We start from the raw sequence: 19,252 nt of genomic DNA, 5'->3' as shown, positions 1-19,252 counted from the left end.
TTCGGCTGAGCGCCGGGCGCCGCCGGCCCCGCTCACTCGGCGGCGAGGCGCCCGCTGAGCCATTCCAGCGACGGCGGGATCTCCCGCTTCCACGTGTTGAAGCTGTGGCCGCCGTGGTCGAGGGTGATGGACCAGACGTGGGCGGGGGCCTTCACCTTCTCGATGAACTTCTGCGTCGCCTGGTAGTTGTCCTCGCCCTGGAGCGAGGTGGTGACGAGGAAGGAGCTGTTCCCCTGCGGCAAGTGGTCCAGGCTCCACAGCAGGTCGGCGCGCTTCTGTTCGTCGGTGTTCCCGTGGAAGAGGTCGCCGGCGCCGTAGCTCTCGGGCTCGTAGTCCGCGGACAGCCCCACGCCGGCCGCGTAGGTCTCGGGGTGCTCCAGTGCGATCTTCAGGGCGCAGTAGCCGCCGGTGGAGTCGCCCATCATCCCGAGGTACCGGGGCGAGGCGCCGATGCGGTAGGCGCCCGAGAGGGCCTTGGGGAGGTCGGTCCCGAAGAAGGTCTCGGTTTGCGGTCCGCCCGGGATGTCGATGCACTGGGTGTTGCGCGGCGGGGAGACCGTGGGCCGCATCAGCACCAGGATCATCGGATGCGCCTTCTTCTCCCGGGCCAGCGTCCACGCGGTCCTCGGGTAGGGCAGCGGCTTCAGCAGGTTCTCCGCCGTGCCCGGGTAGCCGGTGAGGACGACGGCCGCGGGGAAGACCCGGTGTTCGTTGCCCTTCTGGAAGTACTCCGGCGGCAGGTACACGTAGGCCGGGGTCGCGATCTTGGACCGCTCGCCCTGGATCATGACCTTCTCGATCTCGCCGACCACCTTCTTCGTCCCGCCGCCGGGCACGTCCGGCTTCTGCCGGCCGGTCACCTTCACGGACGAGGTGCCGGCGCCGTCCTGCCCGCTGACGGTGGCCGCCTTCTCCTGTCCGGCCAGCTCCGTCCAGGAGCCGTAGATCAGGAAGCTGCGGTTCGCCGCGAGACCGACGGCGGACAGCACCAGCACCTGAACGGCGAGGACCAGGCCGACCCGTCCGAGGAGCCGCCGCCACCCCGCCCCCGCGAAGCGCGGCCACCACCGCACGGCGGCCGCGAACATCAGTGCCGTGGCGAACAGGACGACCACGAAGAGCGTGTTGCTGGTCAGACTCACGAAACGGGAGACCTTCTGGGACGGTTCCGCTGGGAACGGGCTTCGGCCGTGCGCCGTGTCGAGGCGCACATGGAACTAGACAGCCGCGGGACCCGATCCGTTGCCTCGTCAGGGCACCTTGTTGATCACGGCCTCGTGGTCCGGCCGCGCCACCGGGTGCGCACGAGGACGGCTCCGAGGAGCAGGGCGCCCGCTCCGGTACCGGCCAGGCCTGCGCTCAGCCCCTCGGGGAGGTACGAGCAGGACAGCCGGTCGGCGCCGCCGCTGCCCAACGGAACGCCGAGCAGGCCCTGGTAGGAGACCGGGGCGCGGGCCGGACCGCCGTCGACCGAGCAGGTCCAGCCGGGGGACGCGGTGGTGGCGACCACCGCCGTGCCGGTGGAGCCCTGGGGGAGCCGGGCCTCGAGGGTGTGGCCGCCCGCCGTGATCCCGGTGGCTCCGGTGGCCTTCAGCCTGCTCACGGCCGCGTCGAAGGCGGCCTGGTCCAGGCACCCGAGCGCGTCGGACGGGAGGATCTGGCCGTCCTGCGGCGCGTGGACGGAGAAGGTGAACCGGCCGTCGGTCCCGGCGGTACCCAGCTCCTTGAGCGGTGCGCTGACCGCGGGCGGCTTGCCGTAGAAGTTTTCGCGGCGGCCGGTGTCCTCGGCCTGGGCGGTCGCGTACAGGTCGGGGGCGTACAGGAAGGCCCGTTCGCCGGGGGCGCAGCGTGCCGTGAACGCGGTCCAGTGCTCGGCGCCGTCGCCTGCGGCCCGGGGCAGGGCGAAGCCCCGCGCGGACGCGGGCGCGGGCGGGCCGCCGGAGTGGGAGAGCGTGGGCACGGTGTAGATCCGGGCGCCGAGCGCGGCCTGGCGGCGGGCCCAGACCGAGCCCTCGGGCGCGCCGTGGGCCTGGTCGCTGCCGGGCGCGTGGACGGTGACCAGCGGCGGGGCGGCCATGGAGCGGACGGTGACCGCGTCCTCGCCGGCCGGCTCCAGGACGGTGCCGACGCCGAGCAGGGCGCGCAGGACGGGGTCGGAGGCGGGCCACAGGTGGCGGCCGCCCATGGCCTGGCCGAGGCCCAGGCCGCGCAGCCCTCGTGCCGTCTCCACGCTCACGTAGCTGCTGTAGTAGGCGCCGCCCTGGCCGCCGACGAGCATCGCGTCGTTGTTGGTGACGAACACGTCGGGTCCGGCGTCGGCGCGGGTGGCGGGCCAGTTCTCGCGCGCGCGCAGGACCTGGCGCGCGTCGGTGCCCAGCGTGGTCATGGTCTGGGGGCGGGCGGGGCCGCGCCGGCGGGGGTCGTCGACGACCGCGTTGCCGTAGACGGCGTAGGCGGTGCTGGTGAAGACCGAGACGGCCAGCAGCACCATGACGCCGATGCGGGCGGGCCGGCGCAGTCCGCGCGCGTAGAACAGCAGCAGGACGAGGGTGGCGGCGCCGGCCGCCACGACTCCGTTGAGGGCGTACCGGTTGACGGGCGGCAGGTCGTACGTGGCCGTGACGAGCAGGACCAGCAGGGACCCGCCGCCGAGCAGGGCCCGGGGCCGGGGCATGTGGGCGAGGCAGATCCAGGCGGCCATCGCCAGCATGCCGCTGAGGACGAAGGACTCGCGGAAGGGGGCGCCGTGCGGGAGGGCCCCGCCCTGCCAGAGCTCGGCGGTGGGAGTGACGACGAAGGAGACCGCGGTGAGCAGGAGGAGCCCGCACCAGGCGGCGCGTTCGCGCACGCGGACCTTCGACTGGAAGGGCAGGGTCAGCACGAGGAGCAGGACGAGCACCCCGGCGTAGATGTTGGGCGCGGGAGGCCGGGGATGGGTGCCCGGTATGAGCATCGACAGGTAGGACAGCGGGTCGGTGCGCACGCTGACGACGTACAGCTCGGTGGGCTGGGCCCGCTGGTTGGCCAGCGCGCACACCAGGATGGCGGGAGCCGCGAGGAGCAGTCCGGTGGCGGTCATGGTGCCGGCCCGCCACAGGGCGCGGCCGCGGGTGCGCCAGTCGGTGTCGGCGAGCAGCAGCCGTACGAGGAGGACGAGCGCGGTGGCGAGGGTGGCCATGGCGGCCGTGTAGAAGTTGGCGAACCAGCACAGGGCGACGAGGAGGCTGCCGAGGACCCAGCGGCGGCCGGTCAGACACCAGTCGGCGGCCAGGCCGAGCATCGGTATCGCGACCAGGCCCCAGGTCCACATCGGGACCACGGTGCCCTCGGCGACTCCCCAGCCGCAGACGGCGTACCCGACGGAGAGCAGGGCACGCAGCCAGGGCGAGCCGGGGCGCAGACGGCCGAGGTAGACGGTCATCAGGGCGGCGGCGAGGCCGATGCTGAAAAGGCTGACGAGGTAGACGGAGAACTCGGCGTGGTGGCGGGGCAGGGCGCCGGTCAGCCAGGAGAACGGGTTCGTGAGATAGGTGAAGAAGTCCCCGAGGAAACCCACTCCGTAGCCGCTCTGCCAGTTGAAGAGCAGGTCACCCTGGGCCATTCCGTGCTGGAGGTCCCAGAGGTGGGTGTGGAACGGTACGTACTGATGGCGCAGGTCATTGTCGGCGCGCGGGATCGGCCCGAAGGGATACGTCCCACGGACGGCGAGACCGGTGGCGTACGCGGCCATCGACAGGAATGCGGCCACGAGAGCGGAAAGGAATTGTATATTCCGCTTCACCCCGCCGACCTGGCCTTCCGCCTCCCTGCGGCGCCCTGCGGAGAGGGGGCTTTCGGCAGGCGGAATCGAGGTGGCGGTCATCTTTGGCAAACCCCTGTGCGCGACTTATCGGCCACGGGCAGGCCGCCTATTGACCGCACCCTATGTACCGCGTCGAAAGAATTATGCACCGCCCCCGGCGAATATGATCGCAATCACGACCACATAGAGAACAAATACAGACATAAAGTGAACAATCACCAGCTCATCGCGCGCTGATCGCGCGGCCGGCACGGGGCCGTCGGCCGGTCCGCACCCCGGCCCGTCCGAGTCCCGGAACCCCCGGATCCCGTAGGCTCGGCGGATGGCTAAGTACTTCGACGTACACCCCGAGAACCCCCAGTCCCGCACGATCGGCAGCATCGCCGACAGCATCCGCTCCGGCGGGCTCGTCGCGTATCCGACGGACTCCTGCTACGCGCTGGGCTGCAAGATGGGCAACCGTGAGGGCGTCGACCGCATCCGGACGATCCGGCGGCTCGACGACCGCCACCACTTCACCCTGGTGTGCGAGAACTTCGCGCAGCTCGGCCAGTTCGTGATCATCGACAACGACGTCTTCCGCGCGATCAAGGCGTCCACCCCGGGCAGCTACACCTTCATCCTCCCGGCGACGAAGGAAGTTCCGCGCCAGCTCCAGCACCCGAAGAAGAAGACGGTCGGGGTTCGCATCCCCGACCACGTCGTGGCGCAGGCCCTGCTCGCCGAACTCGGCGAGCCGCTGCTGTCCAGCACCCTGCTCCTGCCGGACGAGACCGAGCCGATGACCCAGGGCTGGGAGATCAAGGACCGCCTCGACCACGTCGTGGACATGGTGGTGGACTCGGGCGAGTGCGGGACGATGCCGACCACCGTCATCGACTTCTCCAGCGGTGAGGCCGAGATCGTCCGCCGCGGCGCCGGGGACACCACCCGCTTCGAGTAGGCGGGCGGGGCCGCCGACGGGCCGGGCCGGACCGTCGGGCGGCGTCCGGAGAACCGTCAGGAGTCCGGCCGCGGGCCGCCGGACGGCCGCGGCGCCGGAGGCCGCGGCGTCAGGAACCGCGGTGTCAGGAGGCCGCGGTGTCAGGAGGCCCGTACAGGACGGGCTTGAGGCCGTAGTCGAGCTCGGCCCCGTCCACGAGGAGCGCTTCGACCGTCCGGGTGGCCGGATCGATGTCGGCCACCATCCCGTCCCCGGAGTAGCGGGGGTAACCCGAGGCGCCGTTCGTGCCGGTCGGGGCGACGACGGCGGATCGGACGGCGTGCTCCTTGGACCCCTCGGCCACGTGCTCGGGCACCAGCAGGATCTCGAAGTTCTGCGATTCGCTGCTCATCCCCCGACGCTAACCGGCCCCTCGGCATCACGCCGTCCGGCGTCGCCGTCGATGAGCCCCTGGAGACCGGGCGCGTACAGCCGCGCCAGCCGCTCCGGAGTCGTACGGGCCCCCACGCCGTCGGGTCGGTGCAGACTCAGCGTCGCCCCCAGACCCAGCAGCTGGCCCGCGATCAGCTCGGCGCGCAGCTCCCGGTCCCGCCCCGTGAGGGAGGCGGCGAGCCGGGCGGTGACCTGCTCGCGGAAGCGTGCGCGCAGCAGGGTGCGCTCGTCGTCGATGCCGAGCGAGAAGACGACCCGCAGGAGCGGATCCCCGCGGAGCTCGTCGCGCAGCCGGAGCATGGTCAGCACCAGGTGCCGGCCCAGCTCGGCCGGTTCCGCCGCGAACAGGGCCTCGGCCGCCGGCTCGAAGTCCGCGACCGTGTTGAACAGCCGCTCCTTGTTGCCGAACCGCTTCACGATGAGCGACGGGCTGACTCCCGCGTCGGCGGCGATCCCGCGCAGGGTGACCTCGGCGTACGGGCGCAGCGTGAAGGCGCGGCGGGCCGCGCGGACGATGGCGTCCCGGCCGGTACCGGTGGCCGTGCCGGCGTCGATGCCGGTGGCCGTGCCTGCGTCGATGCCGGTGTCCGTGCCGGCGTCGGCGTCGGCGTCCGTGCCGGTGCCGATGTCCGTTCCTGTGTCGGTGTCCGTGTCGGTCATGTGCTCTCCCGGGCGGCGTGCTCGGACGTCGTCACCGCGACCGTACCGGCCGGCGCGAGCGGCCCGGTGGCGGACGACGCCGGCCCGGCGGCCCGCGCGGACCGGCGCGACGGCAGGCAGAGGGCCGCCGCCAGCGCCGCGAGGGAGGCAGCGGCCGCGATGAGGAAGACCAGCAGGTACGCGTGCAGCGTGGGGGCGGTGCGCCCGCCCGCCAGGAACGTGACGTGGGCGAGCACGGCCGCGACGACGGCGCTGCAACAGGCCTGCCCCACCGAGCGCATGAGGGTGTTCAGGCCGTTCGCCGCGCCCGTCTCGCTCACGGGCACGGCCCGCATGACGAGCGCCGGGAGCGCCGAGTAGGCGAGGGCGGTTCCACAGGAGACCACCGTGGCACCGGACACGATCAGCCAGAGGGCGTGACTGGTGAAGAAGCGCAGGGCGTAACCGCACGTCATGACGGCCGCGCCGAGCGCGAGGGCGGTCCTGGGCCCGTACGCCGCGGAGAGCCGCGCCGAGACCGGGGACAGCACGACCATGGCCAGCCCGCCGGGCAACAGGCACAGGCCGCTCACCACGATGGAGGCACCGAGCCCGTACCCCGTACTCGTCGGCTCCTGCACCATCTGCGCGGTGACCAGGGAGTTCGCGTAGAAGGAGAAGCCGATGAGTAGCGCGGCGAGGTTGGTGAGCAGCACGGCGGGACGGGCCGAGACCCGCAGGTCGACCATCGGCGAGCCGGTCCGCAGCTCGTAGCGGCCCCAGAGCGTTCCGGCGACCAGGGCGGTCGCGAGCAGGGCGAGCGTCCGGAGGGAGGTCCAGCCCCAGTCCGCGCCCTGGGTGATGGCGAGGAGCAGCGCCACGAGGGTCACCGCGAGGCCGAGGGTGCCGGTTACGTCGAAGCGGCCCGCGGTGCGCAGCGGCGACTCGGGGACGATCCACAGCACGAGGAGGAAGTCGAGCAGCCCGAGGCCGGCGGAGGCCCAGAACATCGCGTGCCAGTCGAAGTTCTCGACCACCAGGGCGGCCACCGGGAGCCCGATCGCGGCGCCGATCCCGAGGGTGGAACTCATCAGGCCGACGGCGGGGAGGACGCGTTCGGGCGGGAGCTCGTCGCGGATGATGCTGATGCCGAGCGGAATGACGGCGAGCGCGGTTCCCTGGAGGCCGCGGCCGCCGATCAGCCAGCCGATGTCGGAGGTGGCCGCGCACATCACGGATCCCGCGGTGAGCACCCCGAGCGAGGCGAGCAGCACGCGGCGCTTGCCGTACATGTCGCCGGCCCGGCCGAGCACCGGGGTGAAGACCGCGCCGGTGAGCAGGGTGACCGTGACGAGCCAGCCAGCAGCGGCCGGGCTGCTTCCCGTCAGGCCCGGCACGTGCGGCAGCAGGGGGACGACCAGGGTCTGCATGACGGCGACCACGGCGCCGCAGAACGCGAGGACGGGAACGATCAGCCGGGGGTGGGCTCCGGCCGCGGGTGCCTCGGCGGGTATCTCGGCGGGCATGCTGCTCCCAACGCTGGCCCGAAAGGGGGTGTACGAGCGTTCACCCCCAGAGTAAACGCGTGTGCACCCCCTGTCTGCCGGTCCGCGGTGCTTCTTCTCAGCCGTTTTGCGTCGTCCGAGAACCGGTGGAGACCGCCGTCGCGTCGTGGGGGGGGCACGTACGTCAGCACCGGGGAAGGTACCGATCATGTTCGCGTTCCCGGTCGCGCGCACCTCGCGCACCGCTCTTCTCGCGCTCGGGCCGCCGGGGGGGGGGACGAGCGGGACCGTCTGCGCTCGGCGAGCTGACGGCGAACGGGCCACGGCGCGGCCCTCCCCCGTACGCCGGGGGAAGCGCTTCAGGCGCGGCGTGCTCCCCCGTCCTGTCCGGGCTCGTCGCGCGGGGCCGAAGGAGGACGCAGCAAGCCGCGGGCCCAGCGTTCGTTGAGGCCGGCCAGGAAGCCGATGGCGCCCCAGAAGAACCACGCCTTGACCACGGCCTCGTGTCCGGCGGCGGAGAGCGGGCCGGGGCCGCACAGTCCGGGCGGGGAGGCCGGCGGGGTGATGACCGTGAGGACGCCCCCGCTGACGAGCAGGAACAGGGCGGTGGCCAGGAACCATCCCACCACCACGCGGTACCAGCCCTCCTGTCGCAGGCTCTGCGCCAACTGGACCGGATCGGCGGCCGGGTCCCCGCGCCCGGCCCGGGTCCGGAGCAGCTTCGCCGGATCGCGCAGCCGCATGATCACGCTGAACACCGCGCCCATCGCGCCGCCCGCGAAGCACACCATCGCGTGGACGAGCGCCTGCCGCTCCTGGCAGCCGAAGTCGACGCCGAACAGTCCGGGCACCCACTCCCCCAGGGCGAGGGTCACCAGCAGTATCACCGGGCTGACCACGATCCCGCAGGTCAGCCCGACGTTCAGACCGCGCGCGGCGGCGGTGGCCGTATCGTCCTCGAGCCGGGCCTCGGCGAGGGCGACCGCCGTGTCCAGCCGGGCCACGTCCGCGCCCCGGGCCACGGCGCGCAGGGCGCGCAGCAGGTCCTCGGCGACCGCGGCGCGCGTACGGCGTTCGAAGGCGCGTTGCGAAGCCGCGTAGAGCCGGTCGAGGCGGAGCATCAGTTCCGGTTCCGCGCACCACAGCTCGCGCAGCCGCTCCAGGTCGGTGCCGGGCACTTCTTCCAGTGCCCGTATCTCCCCGTCGGCCGCGCCCAGGAACCACTCGATCATTCCCCGCCGCATCCCAGCCCCCTCTTCGCAGAGCAGTTGTACCACCCGGGGCCGGACCCCAGGGCCGGACCCCGGCTCCACCACCTCGTCGGGGCCGCCGCCCGGGGTCCCCGTAGCCTTGGGGGAGCGGGCTACGGGCTACGGGAGGACGGCACATGGCGGGGACCGGGACCGGGACGACAGTGCGGCGGCGCCGGGTGGTGCTGGCCACCGACCGGGTCGGCCGGTCCATGGACCCGGACCTGCCGGCGCTGGTCGCGGCGCTGCGGGAACGCGGGACGGACGCGGTGGCGGCCGACTGGGACGACCCGGGGCATCCGTGGTCCGCCGCGGACGCCGTGGTCGTCCGGTCGACGTGGGGCTATACGCACCGGCTGGCGGAGTTCCTCGCCTGGACCGAGCGGGTCGCCGCGGTGACGGCGCTGCACAACCCGGCCGAGGTGGTGCGCTGGAACAGCGACAAGAGGTACCTGGAGGAGCTCGTGGCGCACGGTGTGCCCACGGTGCCGACGCGGTTCATCGCGCCCGGCGACCCGGTCTCGCTCCCTTCGAGCGGCGGCTTCGTCGTCAAACCGTCGGTGTCGGCCGGGGCCCGCGACAGCGCCCGGTACACCCAGGAGCAGCGGCCCGCGGCCGAGGCCCACGTACGGAACCTCCAGGACGGCGGGCAGAGCGCGATGGTCCAGCCGTACATGGAACGCATCGTCGAGGGCGAGCGCGCGCTGGTGTTCCTGGGCGGAGAGTTCAGCCATGGCGTGCGCAAGGGGCCCGTGCTCACCGACACCGGCCGGGTCGACAACAGCCGCACACCCCACCCGGACCCGGTGGAGCACGTCCCCGACGCGGCCGAGCTCTCCGTCGCCCGGGCCGCGCTGTCCGCGGCGTCCGGGGCCTCCGGCGCCGCGGGCGCTCCCCTGCTGTACGCGCGGGTGGACCTGGCGCTGGACACGGGCGGCTCGCCGGTGGTGATGGAGCTCGAGCTCATCGAGCCCAACCTCTTCCTCACCCGGACCGAGGGCGGCCTGCGCCGCTTCGCCGACGCCGCCGGCCGCCTCTGAGGGCGCGGGCGCGAACGGGTACGCCTGCGCGGGCGGCCTCGGAGACCGGTGCGGGTGGCCTCGGAGGCCCGCGCGGCCGGTCCTCGCGCATCAGCCCGGCCGCCTCCGTACGCCCGCGCGGCCGGTCCGTCGTACGTCAGCCCGCCCGGTCCGTCGTACATCAGCCCGGCCGCCCCCGTACGTCCGCGCGCCCGTCCTCGTGCGTCCGGTCGGGCGGGCGCAGGGACTGGCGGACCGACCAGATCACCGAGACCAGTGGCACCGCCACCACGGCCCCCACGATCCCGGCGGCGACGGCTCCCGCGACCACCGACAGGGCCACCACCATGGGGTGCAGGCGTACGGCCCAGCTCATCACCAGGGGATGGAGCACGTGCCCCTCGATCTGGCCGATGACCACGATGAGCACGATCACCAGGCCGGCCACGAGCGGCCCCTGAGCGGCGAGCGCGACGACGGCGGCCACGGCGAGGGCCACCGGGGAGCCGATGAGCGGGATGAACGCCGCGAAGAACTCCAGCAGCGCGAGCGGGACCGCCAGCGGGACGCCCAGGACGAACAGCGCGACGCCCACCAGGATGGCGTTGGTCGCCGCCACGAGCACGATGCCGCGGGTGTATCCCGTGAAGGTCCGCCACGCCGCCTTCCCGGCCCTTCCCACCCGCTCCCGTGGGCCCCGCGGCAGCTGTTCGCAGAACCAGCCCCACTGCCGGTCGCCGGAGTGGATGAAGAAGACCGAGCAGAACAGCCCGAGGGCCGCGACGGTGAGCACCTCCACGACCCGTCCCGCCCCGCTGACCGCCGTGTTCAGCAGGGTCGAACGGTGGCTGGAGAGGTACGTGCCGATCTTGGACTGGAGATCGCTCAGCACGTGCGCGTCCAGCCGGAAGGGCGGCCCGGCGAGCCAGGCCTGGATCCGGTCCAGTCCCTGCCTGAACTCCCGCACCAGTGAGGGCCACTCGTTCGCCACCGACTGACCGACCAGGGCGAGGACGCCGAGCACGAGGATCGCGCTGACGACCAGGACGAGGGCCACCGCGAGCGGTCTGGGGACGATCCGGTCCAGCCGGTCGGCGGCCGGGCGCAGCATCGCGGCCGCCACGAGGCCGAGGAAGAGGGCCAACCCGATCTCGTGGAACTTGCCCAGGGCCGCGAACACCGCGTAGGCCACGGCGCCCACGACCAGGATCCGCCAGGCGTACGCGGCGGCCGTCCGCAGGATCGGGGACACCGGCGCGTCCGCGCCGGGCCGCCGCCCGCGGCGCGGGCCGGGCGGGCGCCGGGCCGGCCGCGTCACGAGTCGCCTGGTCATGTGCGGCCGCACCTCCGAGGTGTGTTGGTCACCACGGGCTATCACCCCGGCGGCGCCCGCTCCGCGCGCCGCGCAGCGCGTTCGCCCGAAGGCCTCATCCGCGCTGGGCCGAAGGAGCCTCCCGGGCCGTTGCCCGCGCCGCGAAGACCTCCCTGGTCACAGGGGGTTTCCCGGGGCGGGCGGACGACCGGCAACGGGAAACCCGTCGATCTCCGGGTCCGCCCGGGACAGGCTGAAGACGTCAGCACGTCAGCACGGAGCAAGACCCACAAGGGGACATCATGCGCAAGTTGATCCGCGGCGCCGCCGCGTTCGCCACCGCCACGGCCGCCGTCGTGGCACTGAGCGGCGCCGCCGGCGCCCAGCCGGCCAGCCCGTGGGCGGGCTGCCCCGACGGAGCGGTCTGCATCTACCCGCAGAACCAGAACCCCGCCGTGAAGCCGAGCCATGTGTTCTACAGCTACGGGGCCCACAACCTGAGCAACCAGTTCGGCAACCACTGGGTGCTCAACAACCAGACCGGCGGGGCCAGCGCCCGCCTGTGCACCGGTTCCAACGGGGTCAACTGCGGCAACTCCATCGCCCAGGGCACCGGCGTCTACGCCGACCTCGGACCGATCAACTCGATCACCCTCAACCGCTGACCGGTCTCCCCGGAACCGCTCAGCGGCCGAGCGCGCGTTCGCTCGCCCGCACGGACGTTCCGGAGCCGGCCGCCCGGCCCGCTCCGGAACCTCCTCCTTTCCCGCCACGCCCACGCATGACCGGTCGGCCACCCCACCCCCGCGCTAACCTGGGCCTCTGCCTCTCACTGCCTGGGCGCGCTTCGCCATGGGGGACGTCTTGGGGGAACCACACCACGGACGCGCCACCGGCCGGCCGTACACGCCGGACGGCACACCGGACGGCCCGTCGGACGGCCCGTCGGACGACTCCGCCGACGGCGCCGCGCCGCACTTTCCCGCCCAACTGCGGCGGCTGCGGCGGCAACGCGGCCTGTCGCTCTCCGACCTGGCCCGCCGGACGCACTACAGCAAGGGCTACCTGAGCAAGATCGAGACCGGCGCGAAACCGGCCACCGTCGACGTGGCGCGCAGCTGCGACCGGGCCCTGGACGCGGGGGGCGGACTCCTGCGCCTGCTCCCGGAGAGCACGGAGTCCGATCCGCTGCCCGGGGCCCGTTCCGCGGACCGTTCCACGGGCCGCTCCACGGGCCGCTCCGCGGCTCCGCCCGGCACCCGGCCGGACGGAGCGGGGCCGCACGGCCCCCCGTCGGACGGCGCGTGCCCCTACCGCGGCCTGGCCTCGTTCACCCCTCGGGAGGCGGGGTGGTTCTTCGGCAGGGAGCGGGCCACCGCCGCCCTCGTCGAGCGGGTCCACGAACGCCTCGGCCACGGGCCCCTGTTGCTCGCCGCCCGATCGGGCGCCGGCAAGTCCTCCCTGCTCAGCGCCGGTCTGGTGCCGGCCCTCGGGCGCGGCCGCTTCCCGGTCGCGGGCGCCGACGGCTGGCCGGTGGTCAGGTTCACCCCCACCGCGCACCCGCTGCGCGAGCTGGCCGACGCCACCGCCCGGGCCCTGGGCGCAGCCATCGGCCACACCCCCGGGGAACTGAGCGCCCGGCCCGCGCTGTTGCTCGAAGCCGTGCACCGGCTGTCGCACGCTGCCGGGGCGGTTCCCGCGCAGGCGGGCGGCCGCCCTCTCCCGACCGTGCGGCCCGTGTTGCTGGTCGACCAGTTCGAGGAGCTGTTCACCCTCTGCCCGGACGAGGACGAGCGCCGCGCCTTCGTCCGGCTGCTCTGCTCCGTGGCCCGGTCCCGGCCCGCGTCGACCGGGTACGACCCCGCCGTCGTCGTACTCGGCGTGCGGGCCGATTTCTCCGGGAACTGCCTGGAACTTCCCGAGCTGGCCGCCGTCTTCACCGAAGGGCTGTTCGTCCTGCCGCCCATGTCCGTGGCGGAGTTGCGGGAGTCGATCACGCGCCCGGCGGAGCTCGTCGGTCTCACCCTCGAACCGGGGCTGGTCCCGCTGCTGCTGCGGGACGCCGGCGTACGCGAGGGAGCGGACGGGACCGGGCGGGCCGGCCGCCCCGGCCCGGCGGAGGCCGGCCGGGAGGACGGCCCGCAGGACGGCTCGGAGGGCGGACCGGAGAGCAGGCCGGGAGACGTGCCCTGTGGCGCCCTGCCCCTGATGTCCCACGCGCTGATGGCCACCTGGCAGCGGCGCGAGGGGTCCACCCTCACCGTCGCCGGATACGAGTACGCCGGTGGCATCCAGGGCGCCGTCGCGCAGAGCGCCGAGCAGGTCTTCGCCCGCCTCTATCCCGCCGAACAGCGGACCGTCCGGCGGCTCCTCGTACGGCTGGTCCACATCGCCGACGGCGCCGGGCCGTCCCGGCGCCGGGTGAGCCGGACCGACCTGCTGGAAGGGCAGGGCGACGCCGGCCGGGCGGCGGCCGCACTCGACGCGTTCGTCCGGGCCCGGCTGATCACCACGGACAGCGACACCGTCGAGATCACCCACGAAGCCCTGCTGCACGCCTGGCCCCGGCTGCGCGGCTGGATCCATGCCGACCGGGCCGGGCTGCTGGTCCACCAGCAGCTGTCCCAGGCCGCCGACGAATGGGCGCGCGAGGGCCACGACCCGTCCGTCCTCTACCGCGGTACCCGCCTCGCCACCGCCCGGGCCTGGGCCGAGGAGCTCGACGGCGGCAGCACGCTCGGCGCCCGTGAGGCGGCCTTCCTCCGGGCCGGCCTGGCCGCGCAGGAGCACCGCCGGCGACAGGCCGGACGGCACGTCCGGCTGCAGCAGCGGATGCTGGCCACCCTCCTGGTCCTGCTCGTACTGGCGCTGGGCGCGGGCGGCGTGGCGTACCAGCAGCGCTCCGGGGCGCTCGGCCAGGAGCGGACCGCCCGTTCGCAGGCGCTCGCCGTACGGTCGCTCTCGCTGGCCGCCGGACAGCCCGAGGCCTCGATGCTGCTCGCGGAGGAGGCGTACCGCACCGAGGCGACGAGCGAGGCGCGCGGCGCCCTGCTCAGCACCCAGTCCCAGCCGTTCCTGGCCCGGCTCGGCGAGCACGGCGGACCGGTCAACGCGTTGGCCTTCGCCCCGGGCGGGGGCCTGCTGGCGACGGCCGGATCCGACGGGAAGGTCCTGCTGCGCCGGGTGGCCGACCGTCGGACGGTCGCGGCCTTCACGGTGCCCGGCCGGGTCCGTACGGTCGCCTTCAGCCCGGACGGGCGGATCCTGGCGGCCGGTTCCACCGACGGTCCGGTCCGGCTCTGGCCCACCTCCGGGTCCGGGCCTGCGGTCCTGCTGCCCCCGAGCACGGCGGGCGCCAGGGCGATCGCCTTCGCCCCGGACGGGCGCACCCTCGCCGTCGCGGCCGCCGACGGGACGGTACAGCTGTGGGATCCGGCCGGCGACCACCGCGAGTACGCCGCCCTGACCGGACACGTCGGAAGGGTCGACGCCCTGGCCTACGCGCCGGACGGCCGCTCCCTGGTCTCGGCCGGCGCCGACCAGACCGTACGCCTGTGGGACACGGCGCGGGCCCGTCCGGTCGCCGTGATGGAAGGTCACACCGGAGAGGTGCTGGGCGCGGCCTTCGCCCCGGACGGGCGGACCGTGGCCACCGGCGGGGTCGACCGGACCGTGCGGGTGTGGGACGTCGCCGGACACCACACGGTCGCCACGCTGACGGGGCACAGCGACGACGTGAACGCGGTCGCCTACACCCCGGACGGCACCACCGTCGTCAGCGGGAGCGGCGACGGCACCACCCGGCTCTGGGACGTCGGCAGCGGCCGGCTCACCGCGACGCTGGCCGGGCACACCGACTACGTGCTGGCGGTCGCCGTGGATCCGGCGGGCGCCGTACTGGCGACCGCCGCCTTCGACCAGTCCGTCGTGCTGTGGGACCTGCGGGGTCCCGTACTGACGGCCCGTCCGTTCACCGAGGTCTGGCACGCCGCGTACAGCCCCGACGGAAAACTGCTGGCCGCGGCCGGCGCCGATCACGCGGTGGCCTTGTGGGACGTACCCGGGCGCCGGGTCCTGGCCGCGCTCGCGGGGCACACCGAGACCGTGTTCTCGGTGGCGTTCGCCCCGGACGGCCGCACCCTCGCCTCGGCCGGCGCCGACGGCACCGTACGCCTCTGGGACACCGCCACCCGCACCGCCCTCGCCACCCTCACCGGGCACGACGGCACCGTGTTCTCGGTGGCGTTCGCCCCGGACGGGCGCACCCTCGCGTCGGCCGGCGCCGACGGCACCGTACGCCTCTGGGACACCGCCACCCGCACCGCCCTCACGACCCTCACCGGGCACACGGACTTCGTCAACGACGTCGCCTTCTCCCCCGACGGGCGGACGCTGGCCAGCGCCGGGGACGATCTGACCGTGCGGCTGTGGGACGTGGCCGGGCGCCGTCCGTCGGCCGAACTCACCGGGCACGCGGGGGCGGTACGGGCCGTCGCGTTCAGCCCGGACGGAAAGGCGCTGGCCAGCAGCGGCAACGACGGCACGGTCCGGCTGTGGGACACCGGGCGCCGCCGGGTCACCACCGTGCTGACCGGGCACACGGGCTCCGCGCGGGGCGTCGCCTTCTCGCCCGACGGCCGGACGCTGGCCAGCAGCGGCAACGACCGTACGGTGCGGCTGTGGGACCTCCCCCACCGCCGGCTCCGGGCCGCCCTGTCCGGTCATACCAACGCGGTGTGGGGCGTCGTCTTCTCCCCCGACGGGCGGACGGTGGCGAGCAGCAGCAACGACGGCACCGTACGCCTGTGGAATCCGGACCCGGGGGCGCGGCTGGCGGACATCTGCCGGATGGCCCTGCGACCGGAGCGCTCCGCACACGCGTGCGCCTAGTGCCGCGTCGGGTGGTTTCCTCCCGGGGTTTCCCGTTGCCCGTCCGGGTAGGGCCACGTCCGGCCGTGGACGGGGCGCCGAGGCGGCCGTCAGGCTGGTCCCGGACGCGGCGCCCGTCAAGTGGCGCGCGGACGGACGTGCTTCGGCGCGCGGCGACGCCCTCCCACGGCGGGGCGTACCGAGCCGCCGAGCACGAAGCACCGAGCGGCACGCACCAGGAACGAGGTCTCCCGCCATGCCCAACCGATCAGGTTTCCGCCGAACCGGTCTCGTCAGTACCCTCCTTGCCCTCCTGGCCCTCCTCCTCTGGCCGTCGCCCGCCCCGGCGGCCGCCGAAGGCGCCTGCCGCGTCCTGGCCCCGGGAGCCTCGGCCGCGGCCGAGCGTGCCGTGGGCGCCGCCTGCGAACAGGTGGGCCAGGACGTCTGGTACACGTGGGGCGGCGGTCACGGTCAGCAGCCCGGTGCCACGTACGGGGAGGTGGACCCCACCGATCCGGCCAGCGAACACGATCCCGAACGGCTCGGATTCGACTGCTCGGGACTCGTCCGCTACGCCTATGCCCGGGCCGCGGGGGCGGACGTCCTGGACGGGGTGGCCAGTCAGCAGTACTACACGCACCGGGCCGCCGGGCGCTTCACGGCCGCGCAGGGCCTCGCGCCGCTGCTCCCCGGCGATCTGCTCGTGTGGGGCACCTCGCAGCACCTGCACCACATCGCCCTCTACCTCGGCGCGGGCAGGATGGCGGAGGCCAAGCAGTCGGGCACCAAGCTGATGGTCAGTGACGTCCGGCTGACCGGCGACTACTTCGGCGCGGTCCGCGTCGACACGGGCCCGGTCGAGGGCCGCGTCCTGCGCACCTGGGGCACCGGCGTCTGGACCAAGGACCGGCCGTCGACGGCGGCCGCGCGCGTCTACGCCCTCCCGGGACCGACGACGATCCGCGTGGGGTGCCAGAAGCACGCGGAGGTGGTGACCTCCGACGGTTACACCAACGACGCCTGGTCCTATCTCCCGGACTACGGGGCCTGGATGACGAACATCTATATCCAGGGCCCCGATTGGCTGGAAAACGTACCTGTCTGCCACTGATCGTTTGTAGGCTCTCAAATGGCCCCACCGGGCCCGACTTCACCCCTAACCGACCAAGTAGAGGACAAAAGTGCGCCTTCCGTCCCATCACCGACGCCTTGCCGCCGGTGCCGCCCTGCTCGCCGTGATCGCCGGCGGCGTGCTGCCGGCCACCGCCGCGCACGCCGCCACGCCCGCCGCCCCGTCCCTGCCGCTGACCGCGCCCGGACAGGTGGCGCCCGATCTGGACGCGCTGACCCAGGCGCTGCGCAACACCACGGCGGCCGGAGCGCCCGGCGCGATGGCCCGCTTCACCGGTCCGGACGGCGTCTCGACCCGGGTGGAGGGCGTCCGCGACCGGACCACGGGCGCGGCCATGGACCCCGCGGCCCGCTTCCGGATCGGCAGCGTCACCAAGACGTTCTCCACCGTCGTCCTGCTGCAGCTGGTGGACGAGGGGAAGATCGAGCTGGACAAGCCGGTCAACCACTACCTGCCGGGGCTGCTGCCCGACGACCGGATCACGGTGCGCCACCTGCTGACCCACCGCAGCGGACTGGCGGACTACACCAACGCGATGTTCGAACACACCGTGCCCGGCTTCGAGTCCGTCCGGAACAAGGTGTTCACCTACCGCGAGCTCGTCGGCCTCTCGCTCGCCGAGCCGAGGACCACCGAGCCCGGGGTCGCGTACAAGTACTCGAACACGAACATGGTCGTCGTGGGCATGCTGATCGAGAAGGCGACCGGCAGGGGGGTGGCCAAGGAGTACGAGCGGCGCATCATCAAGCCGCTCGGGCTGCGCAACACCTCGTACGTCCACCCCGGCACGGCCATCAAGGGCCTGCACGCCAACGGCTACCTGCACCCGGACGAGGCGGGCGCGCCGCTCGTCGACTCCACCGAGCAGACGGTCTCCTGGGCGCAGTCCGCCGGCGCGATGATCTCCAACGCGGCCGATCTCAGCACCTTCATGTCCGCGCTGGTCCGCGGCAGGCTGCTGCGCCCGGCCACCCTGGACGCCATGCTCACCATGACCCCGACCGACACCACGAACACCCGGTTCTACGGGCTGGGTCTGCGCCGCTACGACCTCTCCTGCGGCGCCCAGGTGTACGGCCACACGGGCACGGTGCAGGGCTTCTACACCTACGCCTTCACCACCCGCGACGGCAAGCGCTCCCTCTCGGCGATGGCGAACACCTCCAACCGGGGCCAGGCCAACACCGCCTTGGGCGGCACCCTGGAGGCCGCCTTCTGCGGCAAGGCGCCCGCGGCCGGCCCGGCCACCGCGCGCGGCTTCGCGTTCGCCCCGGCCGCGGCGGAGGCGGACCTCCCGGAGCGCGGCTGAGGGCGATTCCCTCAGACCGAAGGCTCCCGCCCCTTTGCTTGGGGGCGGGAGCCGGGAATGCTGAACTCCGCAATCACACACGGGTGTTGTCCCGTGTGACCGATGAGGAGGACACGATGGCCGACGCACTGCCCGTGAAGCGTTCCCAGAGGGGGCCGGGCCGGCGGGCCCGCAGGATGCTCGCGGCCACGGCGGGGGCGGCGGCGCTGGTTCTCGCCGTCCCCGCGGTCGCGTACGCGGCGCCGCCCACGGCCCTGCCCGCCCAGGCGGACGGGCTGGACCAGACCTTCCAGCCCGCCTTCGACTACGACCGGGACGGCTGTTACTCGAGCCCCGCCATCGGTCCGGACGGCACCATCGCGCCGGGCCTCAAGCTGGGCGGTGACGTCAACGGCAACTGCCGTGACCTCTCCGACCTGAACAACACCAACGGATACTCCCGTTCGAAGTGCAACAACGGCTGGTGCGCCGTCATGTACGCGCTCTACTTCGAGAAGGACCAGGTGTCGCTCGGCCCGGGCAGTGCCGGACACCGGCACGACTGGGAGCACGTCGTGGTGTGGATCCAGAACAACCAGGTCGCCTACGTCTCCACTTCGGAGCACGGGAACTTCAAGGTCCACGCCGCCTCGCAGATACGTTTCGACGGGACCCACCCGAAGATCGTTTACCACAAGGACGGGATCAGCACTCACTGCTTCCGGGCCGCGAACTCCAACGACGAGCCGCCGGAGAACCACAAGGGGACCTGGCAGTACCCGCCGCTGGTCGGCTGGAACGGGTACCCGGCGGGGCTGCGCGACAAGCTGAGCCAGGCCGATTTCGGCAGCGCCCTCCTCGGGATCAAGGACGGCCAGTTCAACGGCCACCTCACCAAGGCCAAGCCCGCGGGCATCGCCTTCGACCCGAACGCGTGACGGCAGGCTGACGACAGGCTGATGGCAGCGTGACGGCAGGGTGACGGACGTCTCGGGCATCCCGGATGCCCCCCGCCGCCCCGGCGCCCCTCACCAAAATCGGAAGCACGGGCAAAAAAAAGT

14 protein-coding genes are annotated in these 19,252 nt (G+C 73.4%); 7 read left to right on the top strand and 7 right to left on the bottom strand.

Features of this window, described 5'->3' with window-relative positions:
• Positions 1-32 precede the first annotated feature (32 nt).
• Positions 33-1,142, bottom strand: a complete 1,110-nt coding sequence (locus tag ACWF9Z_RS01315) for an alpha/beta hydrolase (RefSeq protein WP_453596199.1) — start codon at positions 1,140-1,142, stop codon at positions 33-35.
• Between the two features lie 125 nt (positions 1,143-1,267).
• Positions 1,268-3,748, bottom strand: a complete 2,481-nt coding sequence (locus tag ACWF9Z_RS01310; RefSeq protein ID WP_453596197.1) for a YfhO family protein — start codon at positions 3,746-3,748, stop codon at positions 1,268-1,270.
• A gap of 376 nt (positions 3,749-4,124) precedes the next feature.
• Between ACWF9Z_RS01310 and ACWF9Z_RS01305 the strand changes: the two genes are divergently transcribed.
• Complete coding sequence (locus ACWF9Z_RS01305; protein ID WP_453596195.1) at positions 4,125-4,745, top strand: L-threonylcarbamoyladenylate synthase; 621 nt, start codon at positions 4,125-4,127, stop codon at positions 4,743-4,745.
• 124 nt (positions 4,746-4,869) lie between these two features.
• Here the strand turns inward: ACWF9Z_RS01305 and ACWF9Z_RS01300 are convergent, their stop codons facing one another.
• The 4 genes from ACWF9Z_RS01300 to ACWF9Z_RS01285 all read right to left on the bottom strand — a co-directional run bounded on the left by ACWF9Z_RS01300 (position 4,870) and on the right by ACWF9Z_RS01285 (position 8,565).
• Complete coding sequence (locus ACWF9Z_RS01300; protein WP_453596193.1) at positions 4,870-5,136, bottom strand: hypothetical protein; 267 nt, start codon at positions 5,134-5,136, stop codon at positions 4,870-4,872.
• The gene (locus ACWF9Z_RS01295) at positions 5,133-5,837 is read right to left on the bottom strand and encodes a TetR/AcrR family transcriptional regulator (RefSeq protein WP_453596191.1); all 705 of its coding nucleotides are present in this window, start codon (positions 5,835-5,837) and stop codon (positions 5,133-5,135) included. Before ACWF9Z_RS01295 ends, ACWF9Z_RS01300 begins: the two co-directional genes overlap by 4 nt.
• Positions 5,834-7,342 carry an MFS transporter gene (locus tag ACWF9Z_RS01290; protein ID WP_453596190.1) on the bottom strand — a complete coding sequence of 503 codons (1,509 nt, stop codon included), beginning with the start codon at positions 7,340-7,342 and terminating at the stop codon, positions 5,834-5,836. The genes ACWF9Z_RS01295 and ACWF9Z_RS01290 overlap by 4 nt, the downstream gene beginning before the upstream one ends.
• Positions 7,343-7,680: 338 nt before the next feature.
• Positions 7,681-8,565 (bottom strand): hypothetical protein, encoded by an 885-nt coding sequence (locus tag ACWF9Z_RS01285; RefSeq protein WP_453596188.1) that lies wholly within the window; start codon positions 8,563-8,565, stop codon positions 7,681-7,683.
• 143 nt (positions 8,566-8,708) lie between these two features.
• Between ACWF9Z_RS01285 and ACWF9Z_RS01280 the strand changes: the two genes are divergently transcribed.
• Positions 8,709-9,611 (top strand): ATP-grasp domain-containing protein, encoded by a 903-nt coding sequence (locus tag ACWF9Z_RS01280; protein ID WP_453596186.1) that lies wholly within the window; start codon positions 8,709-8,711, stop codon positions 9,609-9,611.
• Positions 9,612-9,771: 160 nt separating this feature from the next.
• On the opposite strand, the gene ACWF9Z_RS01275 is transcribed toward ACWF9Z_RS01280, so the two are convergent.
• Entirely contained in the window at positions 9,772-10,923 is a 1,152-nt protein-coding gene (locus tag ACWF9Z_RS01275) for an AI-2E family transporter (RefSeq protein WP_453596184.1), read from the bottom strand.
• A gap of 281 nt (positions 10,924-11,204) precedes the next feature.
• On the opposite strand from ACWF9Z_RS01275, the gene ACWF9Z_RS01270 reads away from it, so the two are divergent.
• The 5 genes from ACWF9Z_RS01270 (at position 11,205) to ACWF9Z_RS01250 (ending at position 19,129) form a co-directional block, all read left to right on the top strand.
• Positions 11,205-11,567, top strand: coding sequence for a hypothetical protein (locus ACWF9Z_RS01270; RefSeq protein ID WP_453596182.1), 363 nt, complete (start codon positions 11,205-11,207; stop codon positions 11,565-11,567).
• Between the two features lie 187 nt (positions 11,568-11,754).
• Positions 11,755-15,792: an nSTAND1 domain-containing NTPase gene (locus tag ACWF9Z_RS01265; RefSeq protein ID WP_453596180.1), complete on the top strand. Its 4,038-nt coding sequence runs from the start codon at positions 11,755-11,757 to the stop codon at positions 15,790-15,792.
• Positions 15,793-16,027: 235 nt separating this feature from the next.
• Positions 16,028-16,882 (top strand): NlpC/P60 family protein, encoded by an 855-nt coding sequence (locus tag ACWF9Z_RS01260; protein WP_453596178.1) that lies wholly within the window; start codon positions 16,028-16,030, stop codon positions 16,880-16,882.
• A 70-nt stretch (positions 16,883-16,952) separates the two neighbouring features.
• Complete coding sequence (locus ACWF9Z_RS01255; RefSeq protein WP_453596176.1) at positions 16,953-18,212, top strand: serine hydrolase domain-containing protein; 1,260 nt, start codon at positions 16,953-16,955, stop codon at positions 18,210-18,212.
• Between the two features lie 116 nt (positions 18,213-18,328).
• Entirely contained in the window at positions 18,329-19,129 is an 801-nt protein-coding gene (locus ACWF9Z_RS01250; protein WP_453596174.1) for an NPP1 family protein, read from the top strand.
• Positions 19,130-19,252: the final 123 nt, after the last annotated feature.

The sequence above is a fragment of the Streptomyces sp. NPDC054961 genome (assembly GCF_053609145.1).
The sequence above is the reverse complement of the archived record's forward strand: the minus strand, read 5'-3'. Positions and strand labels throughout refer to the sequence as shown.